A 21,422-nucleotide genomic window follows, 5' to 3' on the forward strand; every position below is an offset into this window, starting at 1 on the left:
TGGGTAAAAATACAAACCAAAAGCATGCCAAATCATTTCAAAAAAGTTAATTTATCCAATAAATTCTAAAATAAATTTTAAAATAAAGCCAAATTTTTAAACCCTTTACTGTTTAAAAATTTGGCTTCTGCGGTTGGTTAATCAAGAAATCATGAAAAATTCAACTTTTATCCCTTTTCAGTTGTCGTTGTATTTTATCTATTGCAGATTTAATAGACTTCTCAGGTTCTATTACATTATATGCGCCCCAAAACTCTGGATCTGAAAATCCAGAGGCCTCATCAGCAATAATGATAGAGGGTTTCATGCGATCACGCCATCGCACATTTTTGCCAGAGCCATTTTCATACCAATCTGTAATGGCCATTTCACTACTGACATAATATTTTGAATTAAATAACTTTCCTTTCCTATTCACTACGAAGGCTAGCTGCACATTTCCATAGCCATAATACCACTTCCCTTCTTTGATGCGGTAATCCACCCTATAGGAGGCTTCTGTAGGATAAACAAGGATATCACGTGGTTTATGTCGAACTAGCAAATTCCCAGCCCTGTCACGATCCTCAACATTTAAATTAAATACTGCGCTTGCAAGAGCCTTGGTGCTTGAGTCAATATATAATTTGCCGTAAAAAAGTGGTTCCTCAACCCATTCTTTTTGTTTAAACCCTATTACATAAACTGGCTTTCCATTAATGGTAGATCCATGGAGGTATGAAAAGTCATAGTACGAAATTAAATCTTCATCAAAAATATATTCAGGATACTTCATTAGATCCACATAAAGTGGTGTAAATGGTCCTCCCTGTAATTTGAGAGCTACGGTATCTAGTCTTGAGTAATTACTACTCTTTCTTGATTTGTAAAGGTCTATAATATCCTTTCTCGGTGAACTATTAGGTTGTTTGTATATATAGGCAACGGCCTCTGCTAGAGAAGCATTTTTACTTCTTTTTCTAATGGTTTCTCTGTAAAAAGCCGTCATTCTAACAGGTTGATCAAGATAATTTAATCCACTATTATTCAACATTTGCTTTACTAGGGTTAAAGCATCCTTTGGTGCAACCAAATCGATTTCTTCTAACGCAATAGAAATTGGTTCCAAGGTAATGATATTGTCCTTTTCCCTTAAAGATGCTATAGGAAGGATCTTCTTTTGATATCCCAAAAAAGAAATGGCCAAATGTCTATTGGATAGAGAATCAGGGATCTTAATGGCAAATTCTCCTTCAGTATTGGTTATAGAACTAATATTCGTGTTATCAATTGAAATGGTGGCGAATACCAATTCATCATTCGTGGTGGCATCCACAACTAATCCACTGTATTGTTTAAACTGCAATGTATCCTGGACTTGGGGACTAACGGAGAATACATCAGCCCTTACTGTGTTAAATGAAATTAAAAGTAAACTTAAAACCCACCCTAATTTTATGGTATATCGTCCCATCGTTACTTTTTAATTAATGTTAAAAACCTACAAAAGTTACAATTTTTTTACCAATTCTTTTAAAATACAACCTTATTTAACATTGCAAATTGATTTTATTCTTAGTAGCAATGCTTTAAAGATTTCACCCCCTGCTCTAGCCTTTATACTAAGTTGATCCAAGTGTATTAAAAAAATAAAAATTATCTGATTATTAAATACAAAAATCTCCCACATAAGCATAGGGAGATTTAAGTACAAAGTAGGATTCAGGTAAGACTTGAGGCAATCCTTAAAACGTTTTTTGAAACTATAGAATTTGGGGCTCTCTACATTTTCAAAATAAAGGTAATCCAATTCTTTGAGGTGAAAAATTTTTTGTTGTCAAACACATTTTTTTGTATGTGAAGCGCAGCGTTCAATACATAGGTATATTACGATAATAGCTTATTAGAAGGTGCTTTACTATTTACTATTTGAACAATGGTATTTTCAAATTCAGTTAGATTCACTGGACGTAAGAGAAAGGCTTCCACTTGAACATTATTGTGCTCGATTACTAATCGCTGCCTATAATTGGATATTAATGTTACTAAAGGTGTATTGTCACCGATAGCCACTCGCACTTCTTTTAGGGTTTCAAGGTTAGTTACACTGTTTGCATGTAATCCAACAACGGCAACATCAGCCTTAATAGAAGCTAAAGTTTGACGGTTTGCATTGTTGATATGAAGCACCTCAAATTGAAGTCGCTTCAATCGGAACTTCATTAAAGATGCCACCATCCTATCTTCCTCAATTAATACACAAGTATATTTAGTCATCTAGCTCGTTTATTTGGTCCAACAAACTATCTTGTACCAATTTATACTCAATTTTGAATTTTTTCAAAATATCTTGAATTTTCCAAAACGTATCCAAATGCTGACATTCCTTTTGTATTAAATCAACATAATGGAGCAGCACATGAGCTTGAACCATCTCAAGTCCATTCTTTATTTTATGTGCTCCTCTAGAAATTGAAAACCTATCCTTGGCTTTAATGCACACTTCTGTAGTGTCATAAAACTCCTCGATATTATCATTTAAAAGAACGACGATTTCATTAAGATACTCTTTGTCTCCGAGACATTCGTTCACCAATTTAGAAATATCGGCCTTTTTTGTGTTTTGTTCTTTCTTCACTGAAAATAAATTAATACGACTCATCATTGCTTATGATTTTAACTAAAAGCATTGAGTAAGTGTTCCATGTATTACTACTGTGATTTGGTGCATTGGAGCCTTTATATGGGTTTACCATTAAAACTCTTATACAAACATATTTGGAAACTATATGAAAGAAAATTTTTTGTTGTGTAAAGATGAAATTTGTATGTGAAAGTAACACTAGAATTTAAGGGTTGTATTACCTTAAATTTTCCAGTATGAAGTCAATAGTTTTATTAGTATTGTAGTTGTGATTATAAGACTGTGTTAAGTGAATAGGCTTATGCACCAACCCTAGATCCATCATATGTTCTATACTACTTTGGTTCTCCAAGGAAACCTTACCACTTAAAAGAATCGATAAATCCCCCTGTCGCTTATAATAATCATATATTTTCTTAAGGCCTGTTAAATACAAGAAATCTTTAGTAAATCCGCCACCTCTATGAACACGCAGGGTAATAATAAAGGCTTTCTCTCTATGGAGTTTATATTGATTGTGTAACAAGTCAAAGGTATCAGCAAAATCATAACCATCGGTAAGAGAATCCGCCGCGATTACTCTATAAGCCAATGTTTTTAAGCGATCTAGGGTTAATGCTCCACTCATGTACTCACTAAAGACGGCCAGTCCCTCTTGAGTTTCTACATTTTTTGGAAAACCATTAGAGAAAATCTTTAAAGGCTGGTTTAATCCGTTAAAAGTAGTAACCATATGCACCCCTATTTCGTGGTTTGCAAGAGTTTTTAGTTGATTTTCGCTAAAACGAGCGTTCTTTTTAATAAATAAGGTTCTTAGCTTGTTTGAGACCATAGCATCTGCAGCGATACTAGTGGATAGTTTAATGTTTATTTTAAAATCATAGCTCTTAACAAAATTTTCAAAATAAGCCATTGCGTCAAGGGCTGAATAGATTTTTGGGTCTTCCTTATGATGATCCTTTAGATGAATAATGAACTTTGCGTTTTGAACATCTCTTTCCTTCGGGGCTCCATAGAGTCGAAGACTATTATAAAAAAATTTCTTCTTCTCGCCGATTGCATCAGAGCACTGTAGAACATTAGAATAATAATATATAATACTCTGATACAGGGTTTGTATCTGATCATCATGAATTTCTTCAAGATTGTTTAAATACAACCCTTGTTGTAACTTAAAGGCATTAAAATTACGTTTAGGGTACCTGAACCTAGGAACCTCTGTGTATTTAGAACTGTAGAATTTCTGCTTTTCCTTTTCTGAATTCAGTGGATTCAAATAGGTAAGTAATTCAATCCCTTTGTTTAAACGATCTAAATTCCTATCAATTGCAAAAAGTCCCTTATATTGTTCATCCAACGCCTGTTTCATTATGGCCGAACATTAGGTTTTAACTGCCTTTTCACCTTCATAATACATCATATTTTCGCCTTTGGCAATAATTGAAGATACAGTTACATCCCCCGTTACATTAACAACAGTTCGAATCATATCCAAAATTCGATCTACAGGTAAAATAATGGCAATCCATGCAGGATTTAATCCAACAGACTGCAAGACGATAATAAGCATTACTAAACCAGCACTTGGAACTGCAGCAGATCCGATAGAGGCTAAGGTGGCTGTGAGTACAATGGTTAGTTGTTGCCCGAGCGTAAGATCTATCATATGTAATTGTGCTAAGAACACCACTGCAACACTTTGATATAAACATGTTCCATCCATATTAACTGTAGCTCCAATAGGCAGTACAAAACTGGTTATTTTCTTATCTACTTTTAAATTCTCCTCCACACATTCAAGTGTAACAGGAAGTGTGGCCGCACTACTTGAAGTGGAAAAGGCCAATGTTTGTGCAGGTCCAATAGCTTTAAATAAATCTACATACGGTACCACTTTGACAAAAAGTTTCATAAGCAGAGGATACACCACAAGAATCATCAGTAATAACCCTAATGTAACTGTCAAAGAATACCAGCTAAGACCCTTAAATATCTCAACAACTTTACCTACATCATCACCGGCCATTTTACTAACTACGCCAGCAAGTAAAGCAAAAACGAAAAATGGTGCCGCTTTCATAATGAGATCTACCATTTTTAAGAATACTTCCATTACACCTTCTACAAAATTTATCACGGGTATTGACTTTTCAGCCGGAATAAATAACAGTGCAATCCCGAAGAATAAGGCAAAGAATATTACCTGAAGCATTAAGCCATTATCAGCAAGTGATTCAAAAATATTGGAAGGCACAATATCTACCAAAGGTTTTAAAGGTCCATCTTGTTTAGCTTTATCAGCTTCTTCCATTTTCTCATCAACCGATGAATCATTCAATTCAGCTCTAGAAAGATCGGTTATCTCTAAAGCACGCTCTTGGAATGCCGGATCATGTAAATAGTCAATACCATCTTTTATCTGCAAATTCTCACTCTCAGCCCAAAGTTCATAACTTATACGGTTATCAATTCTACTCTGTTGGTCTATGAGCTCACCTGGTTTGATAAGGTTTACAAGTATAAGCCCTAATCCAACAGCAAATATTGTTGTTAGAAGATAGGCTAGTAATGTTTTTGCTCCCATTCTTCCCAAGTTAGCAGGGTCACCTATTCCAGCTACGCCATTTATAATTGAAAATAAAACAAGGGGCACGGCAATGAGCTTTAATAGGTTTATAAAAATGGTTCCAAATGGAGCGACCCAATCAATGGTAAACTGACTCCAGCCTAATTTACTTGATAAAAGTGCCCAAACGATACCCAGTACTAATCCTATGACGATCTGCCAGTGTAATGCGATTTTTTTCACTTAAAATGTGTTTAGTTAGAAAAGTTAGCTTTTGTAAAATATAATATTTAAGACCCTTAAATATCGCGATGTTTTCTTGCTTGATCGATAAGTTTGTAGTCCGCTATAACAAGAGCTGTCATGGCTTCAACAATCGGTACTGCTCTAGGTACCACACAAGGGTCGTGCCTTCCTTTACCGTGCATTTCTACTGGATTTCCTTCAGTATCAATAGTGGGCTGGGTTTGCATGATTGTCGCTACAGGTTTAAAAGCCACTTTGAAGTAGATGTCCATTCCATTACTTATTCCACCTTGTATTCCCCCAGAATTGTTAGTTTTAGTAGTACCGTCTTGGTTGTACAGATCATTATGCTCACTACCTCTCATCGCTGTACCGGCAAAGCCACTACCATATTCAAATCCCTTTACCGCATTAATTGAAAGCATGGCCCTGCCTAATTCAGCATGCAGTTTTTCAAATGCAGGCTCACCAAGTCCAATTGGAAGATTTTCAATCACACAAGTAACTGTACCACCAACAGTATCCCCATCCTTTCTAACTTCTTTGATAAAAGCTTCCATTTCCTTGGCCTTATTGGGATCGGGACATCGAACAATATTTTGTTCCGCCTGATCAATATCCAAGTCTGTATAATGTTTATCTAACGTAATATGTCCCACAGAAGACACAAAAGCACGAATTTTAATGTCTTTAAGAAATTGTTTAGCGATCGCTCCAGCCACTACTCTACTAGCGGTTTCTCTAGCAGAACTTCGACCTCCTCCTCTATAATCTCTAAAGCCGTATTTCTTATTGTATACATAATCCGCATGAGAAGGACGGAAACTATCCTTGATATGAGAGTAATCATGTGATTTTTGATTTGTATTCTCAATGATAAAGCCGATAGGAGTTCCCGTAGTCTTTCCTTCAAAAACTCCAGATAAGATACGAACTTCATCGGGCTCCTTCCGCTGGGTAACGATAGCCGATTGTCCAGGTTTTCTTCTATCCAAATCTAATTGGATTTTATCGAGGTCAAGTTGAATACCCGCTGGGCATCCATCAATTACACCACCCAGTGCTGGTCCGTGGGATTCGCCAAAAGTGGTCAAACTAAAAAGATTTCCGAAGGAATTTCCTGCCATGAATTTTATGATTTTGACAAATGTAATTTTTAATAAAGAGATACGAAAATTAATTTTCTGAATCTCCAAAAGATAGTGAAGTAAAATTTAAGGTAACAATGAGAATCCTAGCCCCTTTTTTAGTTTGGCGTTAAAGCCTAATCTATTAATTTCAATAAGTCTTAAACCCCACCTTTCTTATATAACCATATTGCTTTTAACATATTAAATGAAACTTATTCTTTTATCGCAGTCATGTGATAAAGCATCACTTCAACTTGTAATTCACAAAACACTTAACAATAACATGATATATATTTAATTTTTAAAAAATATACTTTCATGTTTTAGTTACTTCCTTTACTGTATAAAAATCATCTTTTTGAGAAAACGTAAATTAGAAGTTGTGGTCATTTCAGATGTGCATTTGGGAACCTTTGGTTGCCACGCAGGAGAACTACTCTCTTATTTAAACAGCATCTCCCCAAAAAAATTAATACTTAACGGTGACATCATCGATATTTGGCATTTTAGAAAACGTTACTTCCCTAAGTCACATCTTCAGGTAATTAAAAAAATCATTGATCTATCCACTAAAGGAACAGAGGTATATTATATTACTGGAAATCATGATGAGATGCTCAGAAAATTCAGTGATATAAGTATGGGTAATATCCATATTCTCAATAAACTTATTTTAAATTTGGATGGAAAAAAAGCATGGATTTTTCATGGGGATGTATTTGATGTATCTATACAACACACCAAATGGATCGCTAAATTAGGAGGATGGGGCTATGATTTTCTAATCCTCTTTAACCGAATTATTAATTGGGCTCTTATTCGAATGGGAAAAGAGAAGTATTCCCTCTCAAAAAAAATAAAGAACGGGGTTAAGAAAGCCATAAAATATATTGATGATTTTGAGAGTGTAGCAGCTGATTTAGCTATAGAAAATGGGTATAAATATGTAGTGTGTGGCCATATACACCAACCACAAATGCTCAGAAAGGTCAATAAAAACGGAGCATGCTTATATTTAAACTCTGGCGATTGGATCGAAAATCTAACATCTCTAGAGTATCACCACAAACGCTGGAATCTGTATCATTTTAACCAGGATAAGCTGAGCTCTTTCTACGCAGATGAGGATCTAAAATCCATGAATTACAAAGAGTTACTTGCCGCAATTACCATTACTTCAAAAAAAGTATAATCCTTAGGTTTATTAGCATGGTTTGAACCACTTTAAACTAAGTTCTTAAAATGCTATTAAAACTTAGAATGTTCCTTCGATTCTACAGAAAATTTTCTTATTTTTAGTACAAACATATGTACTATGCAAATAAACTTTGAATACGATGGAGTGGCCGCTAGTTCCCGATTGGAACAACTGGTTAAAAAAAGACTAGAGAAGCTGGAAGATAAATATGATTTTATAGTCCGCTTTGATGTGTTTTTTCAAAATGAACGAAGTTCCACTAGAGAAGCTGGAAAAATATGTAAAATCAAATTACGTGTCCCAGGCTCACTACTATTCTCGGAAGCTTCTCACGAAAAATTCGAGATGTCTATTCAGGAAGCCGCTGATGATTTAGAACGCCAACTACAAAAAAAGAAAGGCAAATTAAAGACAAACTAGTTGCTTAAGGGCAAAAAAATAAGGTCTGATTTTTAGAAGCCAGACCTTATTTTTTTGGTTATACTAAAAAGCAAAAGGCATACTATTGTTGTGCTCTAGCCTCTTGAATCATTTCCTGATTAGCAATAATACCGAGCTCAACCCTTCTGTTTTTAACACGACCATCGGCAGTAGAATTGTCATATTTCGGCTGCGTTTCTCCGTACCATTTAGTTGTTAACCTTGAACTAGAGACACCATTTGCAATTAAAAAGTCGCGAACAGATTTCGCTCTTTTTTCTGATAGTGCGTAATTGTATTCATCCGAGCCAGAGGTATCCGTATGGCCCTCTATAAGAACATTAGTGTCCTCATATTCTCTAAAGACTTCTGCCATCTTATTTAAGGTAGCTTTACCTTCTGGGGAAATCTCAGCAGAATTAATTTTAAATTTAACACCACTATTTTCATCAAAAGTTACATTAATACCTTCACCAATTCTGGTAACCTCTGCACCGGGTACGGCCTCTTCAATTGCTTCAGCATTTCGATCCATTTTATTACCTATTCTATTTCCCACAACACCACCAACAGCGGCACCTATAATAGCACCTAAAACGGTATTGTTTCCATCACCTACATTATTTCCTATAACGCCACCAATTACTGCACCAGAACCTGCTCCAATGGCAGTACCTCGTTGAGTCTTATTCGAATTTTGGATAGCATCACAACTAAACATTAATAGCACCGATGCCATAATTAGACTCCCCTTATACACTGTTCTTTTCATAAGATTATTATTTAGTTATATTTATTTAAACTTACATACTGATTCTGTTGAATTGGTAGACTACCGTGACACTCTCACCATCTACATTTGAAACAGAACTAACGACCATTTGGTCAGCACTTAAACTTCTAATATCAAAAACATAGCCAAAACCTCCGCTTATATCCTTTTTCTTTTCATCGATAAATTTAAATTGGAATTTTGATGGATTTCCATTAACATCATCTTGAATTGACCAACGAATGAATCGCTGACCTGGAGCGCAATCACCTGGAGCAATGATATTGTAATAGCCCGTGCTATTATTCGAGCGGAAGAACCACTCACTTCCTCTAAAACACTTAGAGGTCACATCATTGAAAAGTAATGATTTGAAGTAGCCCTCATTGTTCTGATAATCAATATGGCTCAATTCCCAGGTTCCGTTTAATGTTTTTCTGGAATCCCGATTGGCCTTACTCAGCCCACAGGAAGACGCAACCGCTGCGACTACCAATAATAACAAATATGCCTTTTTCTTCATAATTAAGTAGTTTTAATTAAACCGATTTTGGGATCTAAATTAATCATTATTACAAGCTAATTTAGATTTCTCTATTAAATTAATAAAAATTTAAACACAAGAATATATTAATATTCTATTAGTTTTAACAATTCTTCTCTAAACCTAGTTCTAGGCAAGTAGTTATTCTCTAGGGATTTAGCAAAAGGGATGGGGGTTTCGATGCTTCCCACTCGAATGATCGGAGCATCTAAATCTTCAAAGCAGTGCTGTACAACCAAGGCTGATATCTCACTGGCAAGTCCACAAAACAGTGTATCTTCATGCAAGATAAGTAATTTCCCTGTCTTTTTAACAGATTTGTATATAGTTTGTTCATCAAGTGGCATCAAAGTTCTCAAATCAATAAGGTCGGCATCAACTTGAAGTTCATCAATTATATCAATAGCCCAGTGAACCCCAGCGCCATAAGTAACAATAGTAACAGCAGTTCCCGATTTGACCTTCATCGCTTCCCCTATAGGCGTGTTATAATATCCTAATGGAACATCTTGATATTGGGTTCTATACAGCGCTTTATGTTCGAAAAATAGCACTGGATTTGGATCTTCAATAGCGCTTATTAAAAGTCCTTTAGCATCCTTAGGAAAGGCCGGGTAAACCACCTTTAACCCTGGAGTTTTCAAAAACCAAGCTTCATTTGTTTGAGAGTGGAAAGGTCCAGCCCCTACACCTGCTCCGCAAGGCATGCGAATAACAACATCAGCTTGTTGTCCCCATCGGTAGTGGGATTTAGCAAGATAATTTACGATGGGGTTAAATCCACTGCTTACAAAATCAGCAAATTGCATCTCTACAACCGCTTTAAAATTTTGAATGGCCAGCCCCATTGCTGTTGAGACAATACCTGATTCGCAAATTGGCGTGTTCCGTACACGGTCTTTTGAGAATTCTTCCACAAATCCTTGAGTAACCTTAAATACCCCTCCATATTCTGCGATATCCTGTCCCATGATCACAAGTTGATCAAAACGCCTCATGGCTTCTTTCAAACCATCAGAGACAGCATCTATAAAACGTATATTCTCTGTTTGATCCCCTGGAAGTACTTGGCTCGGGTGATACTCTTTAAAGACGTCTTGTATTTCTTCTTTTATAGTGCTTTCTATATCATGAGCTCCAAAAGCTCTCTGCAGATGCTCTTCAATTTCACTACTTATTCTATCTTTTATACCACTGATTTGATGTAAATCAAGGACGCCTTCATCTATTAAAAAGTTCTCATAATTTGAAACTGGATCCCTAGCTTTCCAAGAGTTTATTAGACTTTTGGGAACATACTTCGTTCCACTAGCTTCCTCATGACCACGCATACGAAAGGTTTTAAATTCTAGGAGCACGGGTCTAGGACGCTCTCGAATATTTTTCGCTAAAGCATTTACATTGGTATATACTTCAAGAATGTTGTTTCCATCAATGATATGGGACTCCATCCCATATCCTTTTGCTTTATCTACAATATGTTCACAGTTGAATTGTTCCATAGTAGGGGTAGATAATCCGTATCCGTTATTTTCTATACAAAAAAGAACTGGTAACGACCAGACGGAAGCTATGTTTAAAGCCTCATGAAAATCACCTTCACTAGTTCCTCCTTCCCCACTAAAAACAGCACATACCTTAGGCTCGTTTCTTAATATATTACCCAGTGCAATACCATCGGCAACACCCAGTTGGGGGCCTAGGTGGGAAATCATTCCAATGATATGATACTCATGTGTCCCAAAGTGAAAACTACGATCCCTTCCTTTTGTAAATCCAATATCCTTACCTTGCCACTGTCCGAATAGTTTATAAAACGGAATTTTTCGAGTAGTAAATACCCCTAGATTACGATGCATTGGAAGAATATACTCATCCGTTTCTAGGGCGGAGGTTACCCCAACAGCGATGGCCTCCTGACCAATTCCACTAAACCATTTTGAAATTTTTCCCTGTCGAAGTAAAACCAACATCTTCTCTTCGATCATTCGGGAGGTAAGCATCGCTTGATAAAGCTCCAGCTGTATTTTACTGGAAACCGAGCGATTATCAAAAACCATCGCATTGGAAATTAATGGGTGATCCATGAATTGTATTTTTACCAAATTTAGAAAAAAATATAGAATTTTGACTTTTTCCGACAAAAACAAAGGATTTAAAAGATACCCTTTAATTTTTAGAAATTCATACATTTGTTAGAAGTAACAATTGGTGTAAAATACTGGACAAATGAATAAGATACCTAGTGTTGATCTAACAGATTTTTTATCAGAGGATCCTAAAAGAAAGCAGAAGTTTATTGATGAAATTGGTAAAGCGTACGAAGAAATTGGTTTTGTAGCCTTAAAAGGTCATTTTTTATCTGAAAAGTTAATTGAAGATTTGTACCAGGCAATAAAAAATTTCTTTAACCAACCACAAGAAATTAAAGACCAGTACGAAATTCCTGGAATTGGAGGTCAAAGGGGGTATACCTCCTTCGGTAAAGAACATGCCAAAGGTAGAAAGGAAGGGGATCTAAAAGAATTCTGGCATTTTGGGCAGTACGTGGAGAATAACCCAAAACTAGAAGCTGAATATCCAGATAATGTTATAGTGAAGGAAGTTCCTGAGTTTAATACAACGGGCAAGCAAGCGTACAAGCAACTTGAAAAAACCGCTAAATATGTGCTTAGAGCATTAGCGCTACATTTGGATCTGCAGGAAAATTACTTTGATAAATTCATCACCAATGGAAATTCAATTCTAAGACCAATTCACTACCCCCCTATTAAAGAAGAGCCCAAAGCAGCAGTAAGAGCAGCGGCTCACGGGGATATTAATCTGATCACCTTACTTATGGGAGCGCAAGGTAAAGGGCTTCAGGTTCAAAACCATGAAGGTCAATGGATTGATGCTATAGCAGAAGAAGATGAACTTATGATTAACGTTGGTGACATGTTATCGCGCTTAACCAATAATAAGCTAAAATCAACCATACACCAGGTGGTGAACCCTCCTAAAGAACTGTGGAACACTTCTCGTTATTCCATCCCATTTTTTATGCATCCAGTGAGTGATATGCCGCTAAATGTGTTAGAGAATTGTGTGGATGAAGATCATCCAAAACTATACGAAGATATTACCGCAGGTGAATTTCTGCACCAACGACTCATTGAACTTGGCCTTATCAAGGCTTAAAATAAAGGTAATACAAGTAGAATTAGCTGAAATTAGCCATAATGGATTTACAAGACCAATTAAAAAATTTATTCCCGGAGCACGAATTTGAGTCGGAAGAAAAAGTGAAGCCCACAGAAAATTCGATTTGGATTCAGGATGAACCCTTATTGTGCAAATACGAAAAAAGAAAGGGCAAACCCGTTACAATAATCGATGGGTATAACGGTGCAGATAAAGATTTTAAAATTCTAGCAAAAAAGTTAAAAACCAAACTAAGCGTCGGTGGCTCTATTAAGAAGGAATCCATCATAATCCAAGGAGATTATCGTGATCAAATCATGTCAATACTTCAAGAAGAAGGTTTCAAAGTCAAGCGTGTAGGGGGTTAAAGTCATTTTGAAATTAACATCAAAAATTATGGTAATTCATTACATAATTTATACATTTACCCCTAAATAAACTAATTGTTTCTTCCAAATCTATAGATTAAATGACTAAAACACTGCACATTACAAACGGAGATGAATTTACCGCGGTTTTGAAGACATTAGATATTTCTGGTGACATCATTACATGGCGAGAAATGCTTTGTGAAGGTAAAACCACCCCTGAGGTCGGTAGTGAAACTTTTTGGCGACAACGATATGAGTTTTTAAACAGAGCTTATAAAGTGACCAAGGATACCTTTATCAATAGGACGCTAAAGGAATACCGAAATCTCTGTAATCAGAAATCACAAGACGAAATTGTCCTTTGGTTTAATAAAGATCTCTTTTGTCAAATTAATATGATTGCCGTACTGAGTTGGATTAAGAAAAACAGATCTAATGCCACTATTTATCTAATTGGATCTGGTGTTGAAAAAGATTCAACCCCCACCCCTTCCCTATCCACTTTAGACAAAGCAGCCCTTGAGAAGCTTTATAAGGACAGGCTATTACTGAATAAGGATGATATTGAATACGGGGATTATATTTGGCAATTATATTGTGAAAATAGTCCCATTCGCCTGCAGAGTGCCATTAAACAGAACAACAGTCAACTGCAATACCTCACCAATGTTATTCAAACCCACCTACACCGATTTCCAAGTTTAAAAAACGGTCTAAACCAGCTTGAGAACAAAATGCTTGACAAAGCATTATATCAAAATATAAAATCCAAAGACTTATTAGTAGATGCGATGCTAAAAGATCCAGGCTATTACGGTTATGGAGACATACAGTACTATAAAATAGCCTCGAAACTAAGACCATTGTTTCGTTCCTTTTCCCCAGTTAAACTTACTAAAACTGGAACTGCAGTCGCTGAAAAACTTGAAAATTATTATCCGCAAATAAGGAACGAAAATGAATTCCTAGGAGGAACTCCTAAATATTCATTCCTATTCCTTGAAGACTCTGCGCAATTGCTTAAATTATAAAATGACTTCGCTGGATGCTTCTGAATTAATCCTCAATGAGGATGGCAGTATATATCACTTAAATTTATTTCCAGAAGACCTTGCTCCAACGGTTATTACCGTGGGCGATCCCGATCGCGTCGCTGAAGTTTCAAAACATTTTGCAACCATTGAAACTAAAAAAGGAAAGCGTGAATTTATCACCCACACAGGGTGGTATGATATGCAGCGAATAAGTGTAATATCAACAGGCATTGGTACAGATAATATTGACATAGTGCTCAATGAGCTGGATGCACTAGTGAATATTGATTTTAAGACGCGTAGAGAAAAAATAAATAAAACCTCTTTAAACATTATACGAATAGGAACCACTGGATCCATTCAAAAAGAAATAAAGGTCGATAGCATTCTGGCAAGCCAATATGCCATAGGTCTAGATGGCCTATTGCATTACTATCAAAGTGAATCTGTTCAAGAGGCCGATATGCAAGAGGCGTTTATCGATCAGATACACTGGCCATCCACCCATCCAAAGCCCTATATAATAGCAGCAGACCAAGGTTTAGTACAAGCTTTTCAGGAGGATCATTTACACCTAGGTACAACAGCCACAAATGTTGGTTTTTACGGGCCACAATCTCGCGTATTACGCTTGCCATTAAGTAATGCAAAGCTCGTTGATAGCTTGTCAACCTTTCATTATAAAAATCAAAGAATCACCAATTTAGAAATGGAATCCTCTGCGATCTATGGACTCTCCAAATTATTAGGTCACAAAGCCATATCACTAAACAGTATTGTAGCTAACAGAATTAATGGCACGGTAACCCAGGATCCAAAGCTTGCCATGGAAAGACTAATTGTATTTGCATTGGATAAAATTTCTAAAATTTAATGCCAGCCTTGTACACTCCTTTTAATTAATTGTCTATTTTTAATTTCAGATACTTTTTTGACCAAAGACTATGAAAAAAATACGAATTTCCGGGGTGCCAGAACATTTTAACCTTCCTTGGCATTTGGCAATTGACGACGGTGCCTTCGAAGATAGAGGAATTGAATTATTGTGGTGTGATGTCCCCGAGGGAACTGGTAAAATGTGTCAACTACTACGCGATGATCAAACCGATATCGCCGTAATACTGACCGAAGGTATTGTAAAGGATATCGTGGCAGGAAATCAGGCAAAAATTATCCAAAAGTTTGTGGACTCTCCTTTGTATTGGGGTGTTCACGTAAATGCTGGCTCTAGTTTTAAAACCCTGCAGGACCTCAAAGGTACCACAGCCGCTATTTCTAGATATGGTAGTGGAAGTCACCTGATGGCTTATATCAATGCCAATGAACAGGGTTGGAATACTTCGGACTTAAAATTCGAAGTAGTCAATAATATAAATGGAGCGGTAGATGCACTAGCCAACGGTTCGGCAGATTATTTCATGTGGGAGCATTTTATGACAAAGCCATTGGTGGATCAAGGCATTTTTAGAAGAATATCCGACTGCCCTACTCCTTGGCCTTGTTTTGTCATTGCAGCTAGCGATACAGCTATTAAAAAACATTCAAATCTCATAAAACATATCTTGGAGGTAATCAATATTTATACGTTGGATTTTAAATATATTCCAAGTATTGATAGAATGGTATCAAATCGATATGGATTAGAGACCAACGATGTCAAAGAATGGTTGTCCATTACACGTTGGAGCCAGGAAAACATCTCGCCAGTGATTATTAAAAATGTTCAACAACAACTCTTTGCATTAAATATTTTAGATAAAATACTTCCATATGATGAGGTGGTCACCAATTTATAGGTTCTAATTGTAAGGAAGTTAAGATCTCATTACAACGACTAAAGTGTTTATTACCAAACCAATACCCCCTATTTGCGCTAAGAGGCGAAGGATGACCAGCGGTTAATATATGGTGTTTTTTTGCATCTATGAGTTTTATTTTTTCTTTGGCATAACCACCCCAAAGCATAAAAACAACATCGGATTTGTCGTTGGATATGGTTTTTATTACTTGATTTGTAAAGGTTTCCCAGCCCTTTTTATGATGGCTTCCAGCCTTAGCTTGTCGAACTGTTAATGTCGCATTGAGTAAAAGCACCCCTTGTTTTGCCCAGTGCTCTAGATTACCACTTAAAGGATAGGGTTTATCCACATCCGTGACCAGTTCTTTAAAAATATTTATAAGCGAAGGAGGGTGGGTTGTTCCATCGGCCACCGAAAAACAAAGCCCATTAGCTTGATTTGGTCCATGATAAGGATCTTGACCTATAATGACCACTTTACACTGTTCAAAGCTGCAATGATCAAAGGCAGCAAATATGGAATTAAATGGCGGATAACACGTATTATTTTGATATTCCAATGTTATAAAATCAAGTAGCTTCCGGAAATACGGCTTCTCAAACTCCTCTTTTAAATGAGACTTCCAATCTGGGTGTAGGTCTAACTTCATTTTTGTGTTGTATTTAAATCATTTACTTGCTTTGCTTCTAATTGTTCATTCAACCAATCGATCACTGTTTTAAACAGATCTTCCTTTTGCAAATCATTATGAAGTTCGTGGTAACCGCCTTTGTATAATTTAAGATCAATTAGAGGAGATTGCTTAGCAAAGGCTTTACTTGCCCAATGACTGGTGATATAGTCCCCTGTACCATGAAACAACAAGGTTTTTATGGTAAGTTTATCTGGGTTTTGCATGATCCATTGACCACTCTCCAGAATAGGAAAGGTATAAAGTGGACTTACTTTATTATGCACTAGAGGATCATCTTTGTACTTTTCTACTTCCTCTGCTACTCTAGAGATGAATTTAGGATCTATACCGCTTGTCAAAGTTATTTTAGGATAAAGATAGAGACACAGTTTGCCTAAGAATAATTTCCAAGAAGGTGGATCAAAGGCAAGCTCCAAATAAGGACTTGAAAGAATCAATCCTTTACAATGGATCTCTTTATTCATAGCGTAATTCAACACCAAGTTTCCACCAAGACTGTGGCCGTACAAAAATAAGTCCAACTCTGGAAATATTTCAGCTTTCTTCATACATACCGCCTCAAGACTATTTAGAACTGCTTTAAAGCTGGGGCAGCACCCTCTTTTTCCTTCGCTATGACCATGCCCGAAGAGGTCATACCCAAAGACTGCAAATCCTGCATCCACTAATTCAGGAATAAGAGATCCTGAATAACGTCCACTGTGCTCGCCCATCCCGTGCACTAAAACAATAGCTGCTTTGGGGGTTTCGTTATACCAGTACTGGCCGAAAAGCCGCCTATTATGACAATAAAAATGATATCCTTGGTATTCCATATCACAAAATAAAGAGTCCTTTACGTTCTCTAAAATCGTAAACCATCTGCAGATTCCCTACAAAATTCTATGTTATTTTTTCAAAGGGTGCGATTTGACACCTTCAGTTGTAATGGTCACTGGTTTAATCAAACCATCTTCATCAAATTCCATGACTTCTATGCAGGTCTCTCTGGAATCTCTTCCAGTTTCTCCTTTAGGCCTGCGGTGATATACAATATAATACTGATTAGAATCTGGATACTGGATCACAGAGTGATGTCCTGCTCCTGTGGCAATTTTTGGTTGTTGCTCGAGGATCTTATCAATTCGTTTAAACGGTCCCAAAGGTGAATCTGCAATGGCATAAGCCACACTATAATCTGGACCTGTCCATCCCCCTTCGGACCACATAAAATAATACTTGCCGTCTTTGATAAACATAAAGGGTCCTTCCACGTATCCCTCTGGGGTGATTTCTTTAAAGAGCTCCCCATCCTCATAGGGTATGAACCCCGTGAAATCATCTTTGAGTTTCACAATATTGCAATGGCCCCATCCCCCATAAATCAAATAATACTGACCGTCTTTATCCTTAAATACAAATTGATCAATAGGTTGAGCACCGTTGTGAAACTTACCCACAAGCGGTTTACCGATTAAGTCTTTAAAAGGACCTGTGGGTTTATCGGCTACTGCTACTCCTATCCCTCCTATTTCTTGATCACTTTGAATATCGTTAGCTCCAAAGAATAAATAGTACTTCTGATCTTTCTTAACAATGGCAGGAGCCCACATAGCACGATGTGCCCATTTTACTCCAGCGGTATCTAAAACTCTAGGATGTTTGGTCCAATTGACCAAATCTTCAGAAGAAAAGGCATCTATAAAGACCTGATCTTCATAGGGGGCGGAAAAGGTTGGATAAATCCAATAGGTATTGTCAAAAATGATTCCTTCTGGATCAGCATACCAACCTGGAAAAACAGGATTGTTTTGTCCCCAAGAGTTCAAACCCAGAAGCACAGTGAGAAATAACAAGATAGGTTTCATAAATTTGGATCGTTTAATTTTCTAGAACATCCCTCATGGCCTTGGCCTTTACTAGACATTCCTCATATTCATTTTCCGGAATTGATTTGGCAGTAATAGCACTCCCAACAGAGAAAGATACATATCTTTTTTTTGAATTATAAATAATACTTCGAATGATCACATTAAAATCAAAATTCCCTTGTGGGTCAAAAAATCCGACAGCCCCACTATACAACCCCCTTTTAAATGTCTCTTGCTCTTCAATAATTTTCATAGCCGTGTACTTGGGAGCCCCAGTCATACTTCCCATAGGAAATAAACTTTTCACTGCATCCACAGAGTTAGTGTCCGATGGTATTTGAGCTGCTATTGTGGAGATCATCTGATGTACCTGCATGAAGCTGTAAATCTTACACAGCTCCACTACTTCGACACTTCCCTTTATCGCAATTTTAGAGAGGTCATTACGGACCAAGTCCACAATCATGACATTTTCAGAACGCTCCTTAGGATCATTTTGTAAATGCTCCAGTAACCTAGCATCCTCTTCCCTATCCTTCGATCGCTTTGAGGTACCTTTAATGGGTTGAGAGATCACGATATTTCCCAGTCGTTGCATAAAGCGCTCTGGAGAGGCGCATAGTAAATGATAATGTTCATATTTCAAATAACATGCAAAGGGAGCTTTGGATATGGCATTGAGGTTTGAAAAAGTTTTTAAGGGATCTATAATAGCATCTTCCCCATAGAATTCTTGACAAAAATTCACCTCGTATATATCCCCTCTGTTGATATGATCAATAATCTTTTGAAAATGGTCAAAATACGTATCCTTTTGCATTCGAAGACTTATCTTAACCGGATTTACTTGATCGGTTTGTTTATCAAAAATTTCAATTCCTTTTATCTGTTTATAATCTGGTTCTAATTCATCCTCTACCATGGCCAGATACTGAAATTCAACCACTGTCCCTTTGATTATAAACAGTTTTTTTGGTTGAAAAAAATAAAGATCAGGTAAAGAAAGACCATCAAAATTCTTCGATTCTAGATCTTCAACAGCATTTTTCAAATCATAAGTTAGGTAACCAAAGATCCAGTCATTTATGGATGTTTGATATTCTTTGAGCTCTCTAAAGGCCACTGTATAATCGGTCTTAATACTAGTAAATGCATCTAGAGCTAAAATGGCCTCATATTGACTGTGGGTATTTTGGTGCCCGTTACTATCCAACCAAACGACTTCTTGAAATTGATTCGACCATTTTAAAAGCTGGGTTTTAAACAGCTCAACATTTGAAATATTGAATTGTTTAACAGTTCTACGCATATTGTGGTTAGGCTTTACATTAGTATGTTACAAATTTAACAAAGATTACACATTTTAATCTAATAATAATACCTAATATTGCAGTGTAGAATTAATACAACACGAATTTTTGCACAATGCAAACAGAACAAAAAAAATATAGTACTACTTCAATAGCGTCGTTCAGCACAACAACGTCGTTATTTGCTTTGGTACCTGTTCGCCATGTTCGTTTTCCCCGTCGTCGCCGCCCGTAAGGGTGCGATCATATTATTGGAGCTAGGTGTGTCCGGTTCCCCATCTAAAGAATCCTTTTTTATATTTTCATTAATTTTTAATTAGGTAGTTGTATGCAAATACTTATTGCAAACGATAAGCATATACATTATGCTCAGGAGATATGTGATACCATAGAAGAGTCCGCTAAGCAAAGAGGGACCGGTATTGCAAAACGTACTCCTGAATACATTACCACCAAAATTCAAAATGGGAATGCGGTAATTGCCATCGATGGCAAAAAATTCGCCGGATTTTGCTATATAGAAACATGGGGGCATGGAAAATTTGTGGCGAATTCAGGACTGATTGTCCATCCTGACTTTCGAGGACAGGGTTTGGCCACCGAAATTAAAAAGAAGGTTTTCCAGCACAGTAGAACAAAGTTCCCGGATGCTAAAATTTTCGGCATTACCACAGGACTCGCAGTTATGAAAATCAACTACGACCTGGGTTATGAACCTGTAACTTTTTCTGAGCTTACAGATGATCCAAGTTTTTGGAATGGTTGTAAAACCTGTAGAAATTTCGACATATTAACTCGAAATGAAGGAAAAATGTGCTTATGTACCGGGATGCTGTATGATCCTGTCGAAAAAGAAAAAAGCAAAAAAACAGAGCAGAAACACTCTTATGACTCTAAGGTTTTTAAAAGACTAAAAAGTATAAAAGAATCCATATTTCTATCAAAGGACAGACTAGATAAACTAGATAAAATATTTAAAAAATGAAAAAATTAGTATTAGCTTACAGCGGAGGACTTGATACTTCCTATTGCGCAAAATCACTTTCTGAACAAGGATATGAAGTTCATGCGGTAAGTGTTAACACTGGAGGTTTTTCTAAAGAAGAAATTGCAGAAATTAAACAAAAGGCCCTAACATTAGGGGCCAAAACTTATGTGTCCATTGATGCTGTAGAAAACTTTTACAACAAGGTTGTTAAATACCTTATTTACGGAAATGTCCTTAAAAATAATACGTACCCACTTTCTGTAAGTGCTGAGCGTATTGTTCAGGCCATCGAAATCGTAAATTACGCTAAGAAAAACGGCGCTAATTACATTGCTCATGGCAGCACAGGTGCTGGAAATGACCAGGTTCGATTTGATATGATTTTTCAAATCTTAGCGCCAGAAATCGAAATTATAACGCCTATACGTGATCAACAACTCTCTAGACAACAAGAGATTGATTATTTAAAAAGCAAGGGCATACATATGGCTTGGGAAAAAGCTAAGTATTCCATTAATAAAGGACTTTGGGGCACAAGTGTCGGCGGGGATGAAACCCTTACCTCTCACCTACCCCTTCCAAGTGAAGCCTATCCTAGTCAACTAACTAATATGGGGACGCAAAAGCTAAAATTAACCTTCACAAAAGGTGAATTAACAGCTATAGATGGCAAAAAAGATACCCCGGTTGCCTT

At 36.6% G+C, this 21,422-nt stretch carries 22 protein-coding genes; 9 read left to right on the forward strand and 13 right to left on the reverse strand.

Features of this window, described 5'->3' with window-relative positions; translation table 11 throughout:
* Positions 1–160 precede the first annotated feature (160 nt).
* From VKY50_RS03810 to aroC, 6 genes are all read right to left on the reverse strand, one after another.
* Positions 161–1,453, reverse strand: coding sequence for a carboxypeptidase-like regulatory domain-containing protein (locus VKY50_RS03810; RefSeq protein WP_324299024.1), 1,293 nt, complete (start codon positions 1,451–1,453; stop codon positions 161–163).
* A 413-nt stretch (positions 1,454–1,866) separates the two neighbouring features.
* Entirely contained in the window at positions 1,867–2,256 is a 390-nt protein-coding gene (locus VKY50_RS03815; protein ID WP_324299026.1) for a response regulator, read from the reverse strand.
* Complete coding sequence (locus VKY50_RS03820) at positions 2,249–2,644, reverse strand: hypothetical protein (protein WP_324299028.1); 396 nt, start codon at positions 2,642–2,644, stop codon at positions 2,249–2,251. The genes VKY50_RS03815 and VKY50_RS03820 overlap by 8 nt, the downstream gene beginning before the upstream one ends.
* Before the next feature lie 196 nt (positions 2,645–2,840).
* Positions 2,841–3,992, reverse strand: coding sequence for a peptidase MATCAP family protein (locus tag VKY50_RS03825; protein ID WP_324299030.1), 1,152 nt, complete (start codon positions 3,990–3,992; stop codon positions 2,841–2,843).
* A 12-nt stretch (positions 3,993–4,004) separates the two neighbouring features.
* Entirely contained in the window at positions 4,005–5,432 is a 1,428-nt protein-coding gene (locus VKY50_RS03830) for a dicarboxylate/amino acid:cation symporter (protein WP_324299032.1), read from the reverse strand.
* A 56-nt stretch (positions 5,433–5,488) separates the two neighbouring features.
* Positions 5,489–6,562 (reverse strand): chorismate synthase, encoded by a 1,074-nt coding sequence (gene aroC, locus VKY50_RS03835; protein WP_324299034.1) that lies wholly within the window; start codon positions 6,560–6,562, stop codon positions 5,489–5,491.
* Between the two features lie 361 nt (positions 6,563–6,923).
* Between aroC and VKY50_RS03840 the strand changes: the two genes are divergently transcribed.
* Positions 6,924–7,757, forward strand: a complete 834-nt coding sequence (locus VKY50_RS03840; protein WP_324299036.1) for a UDP-2,3-diacylglucosamine diphosphatase — start codon at positions 6,924–6,926, stop codon at positions 7,755–7,757.
* A gap of 123 nt (positions 7,758–7,880) precedes the next feature.
* On the forward strand, positions 7,881–8,183 hold the full coding sequence (gene hpf / locus VKY50_RS03845) for a ribosome hibernation-promoting factor, HPF/YfiA family (protein ID WP_324299038.1): 303 nt from the start codon (positions 7,881–7,883) through the stop codon (positions 8,181–8,183).
* An 82-nt stretch (positions 8,184–8,265) separates the two neighbouring features.
* Here the strand turns inward: hpf and VKY50_RS03850 are convergent, their stop codons facing one another.
* The 3 genes from VKY50_RS03850 to VKY50_RS03860 all read right to left on the reverse strand — a co-directional run bounded on the left by VKY50_RS03850 (position 8,266) and on the right by VKY50_RS03860 (position 11,559).
* Positions 8,266–8,955, reverse strand: a complete 690-nt coding sequence (locus VKY50_RS03850; protein WP_324299040.1) for a YiaD family glycine zipper/OmpA-like lipoprotein — start codon at positions 8,953–8,955, stop codon at positions 8,266–8,268.
* A 31-nt stretch (positions 8,956–8,986) separates the two neighbouring features.
* A complete protein-coding gene (locus tag VKY50_RS03855) occupies positions 8,987–9,478 on the reverse strand; it encodes a lipocalin-like domain-containing protein (protein ID WP_324299042.1) in 492 nt (163 codons plus the stop codon).
* A 107-nt stretch (positions 9,479–9,585) separates the two neighbouring features.
* Positions 9,586–11,559, reverse strand: a complete 1,974-nt coding sequence (locus VKY50_RS03860) for an alpha-ketoacid dehydrogenase subunit alpha/beta (RefSeq protein WP_324299067.1) — start codon at positions 11,557–11,559, stop codon at positions 9,586–9,588.
* Positions 11,560–11,728: 169 nt separating this feature from the next.
* On the opposite strand from VKY50_RS03860, the gene VKY50_RS03865 reads away from it, so the two are divergent.
* The 5 genes from VKY50_RS03865 (at position 11,729) to VKY50_RS03885 (ending at position 15,883) form a co-directional block, all read left to right on the forward strand.
* Positions 11,729–12,679 carry an isopenicillin N synthase family dioxygenase gene (locus VKY50_RS03865; protein ID WP_324299044.1) on the forward strand — a complete coding sequence of 317 codons (951 nt, stop codon included), beginning with the start codon at positions 11,729–11,731 and terminating at the stop codon, positions 12,677–12,679.
* A gap of 41 nt (positions 12,680–12,720) precedes the next feature.
* Positions 12,721–13,050 (forward strand): translation initiation factor, encoded by a 330-nt coding sequence (locus VKY50_RS03870; protein ID WP_324299046.1) that lies wholly within the window; start codon positions 12,721–12,723, stop codon positions 13,048–13,050.
* Between the two features lie 101 nt (positions 13,051–13,151).
* Entirely contained in the window at positions 13,152–14,084 is a 933-nt protein-coding gene (locus VKY50_RS03875; RefSeq protein ID WP_324299048.1) for a DUF1835 domain-containing protein, read from the forward strand.
* A gap of 1 nt (position 14,085) precedes the next feature.
* Positions 14,086–14,961 carry a nucleoside phosphorylase gene (locus VKY50_RS03880; protein ID WP_324299050.1) on the forward strand — a complete coding sequence of 292 codons (876 nt, stop codon included), beginning with the start codon at positions 14,086–14,088 and terminating at the stop codon, positions 14,959–14,961.
* Between the two features lie 70 nt (positions 14,962–15,031).
* Positions 15,032–15,883 (forward strand): substrate-binding domain-containing protein, encoded by an 852-nt coding sequence (locus VKY50_RS03885; protein WP_324299052.1) that lies wholly within the window; start codon positions 15,032–15,034, stop codon positions 15,881–15,883.
* Here VKY50_RS03885 and VKY50_RS03890 read toward each other — a convergent pair.
* From VKY50_RS03890 to VKY50_RS03905, 4 genes are all read right to left on the reverse strand, one after another.
* Positions 15,870–16,535, reverse strand: coding sequence for a uracil-DNA glycosylase (locus VKY50_RS03890; RefSeq protein ID WP_324299054.1), 666 nt, complete (start codon positions 16,533–16,535; stop codon positions 15,870–15,872). The two genes, VKY50_RS03885 and VKY50_RS03890, sit on opposite strands and share 14 nt — an antisense overlap.
* Entirely contained in the window at positions 16,532–17,395 is an 864-nt protein-coding gene (locus VKY50_RS03895) for an alpha/beta hydrolase (RefSeq protein WP_324299056.1), read from the reverse strand. Before VKY50_RS03895 ends, VKY50_RS03890 begins: the two co-directional genes overlap by 4 nt.
* Before the next feature lie 72 nt (positions 17,396–17,467).
* Positions 17,468–18,427, reverse strand: a complete 960-nt coding sequence (locus tag VKY50_RS03900) for a glycoside hydrolase family 43 protein (RefSeq protein WP_324299058.1) — start codon at positions 18,425–18,427, stop codon at positions 17,468–17,470.
* A 13-nt stretch (positions 18,428–18,440) separates the two neighbouring features.
* Positions 18,441–19,739, reverse strand: a complete 1,299-nt coding sequence (locus tag VKY50_RS03905; protein WP_324299060.1) for an anthranilate synthase component I family protein — start codon at positions 19,737–19,739, stop codon at positions 18,441–18,443.
* 329 nt (positions 19,740–20,068) lie between these two features.
* On the opposite strand from VKY50_RS03905, the gene VKY50_RS03910 reads away from it, so the two are divergent.
* Positions 20,069–20,725 (forward strand): GNAT family N-acetyltransferase, encoded by a 657-nt coding sequence (locus VKY50_RS03910; RefSeq protein ID WP_324299062.1) that lies wholly within the window; start codon positions 20,069–20,071, stop codon positions 20,723–20,725.
* On the forward strand, positions 20,722–21,422 hold a 701-nt coding region (locus VKY50_RS03915; RefSeq protein WP_324299064.1), incomplete at its 3' end, for an argininosuccinate synthase domain-containing protein. The genes VKY50_RS03910 and VKY50_RS03915, both read left to right, overlap by 4 nt.

Source organism: Galbibacter sp. (genome assembly GCF_035306585.1).
Taxonomy (GTDB): domain Bacteria; phylum Bacteroidota; class Bacteroidia; order Flavobacteriales; family Flavobacteriaceae; genus Galbibacter.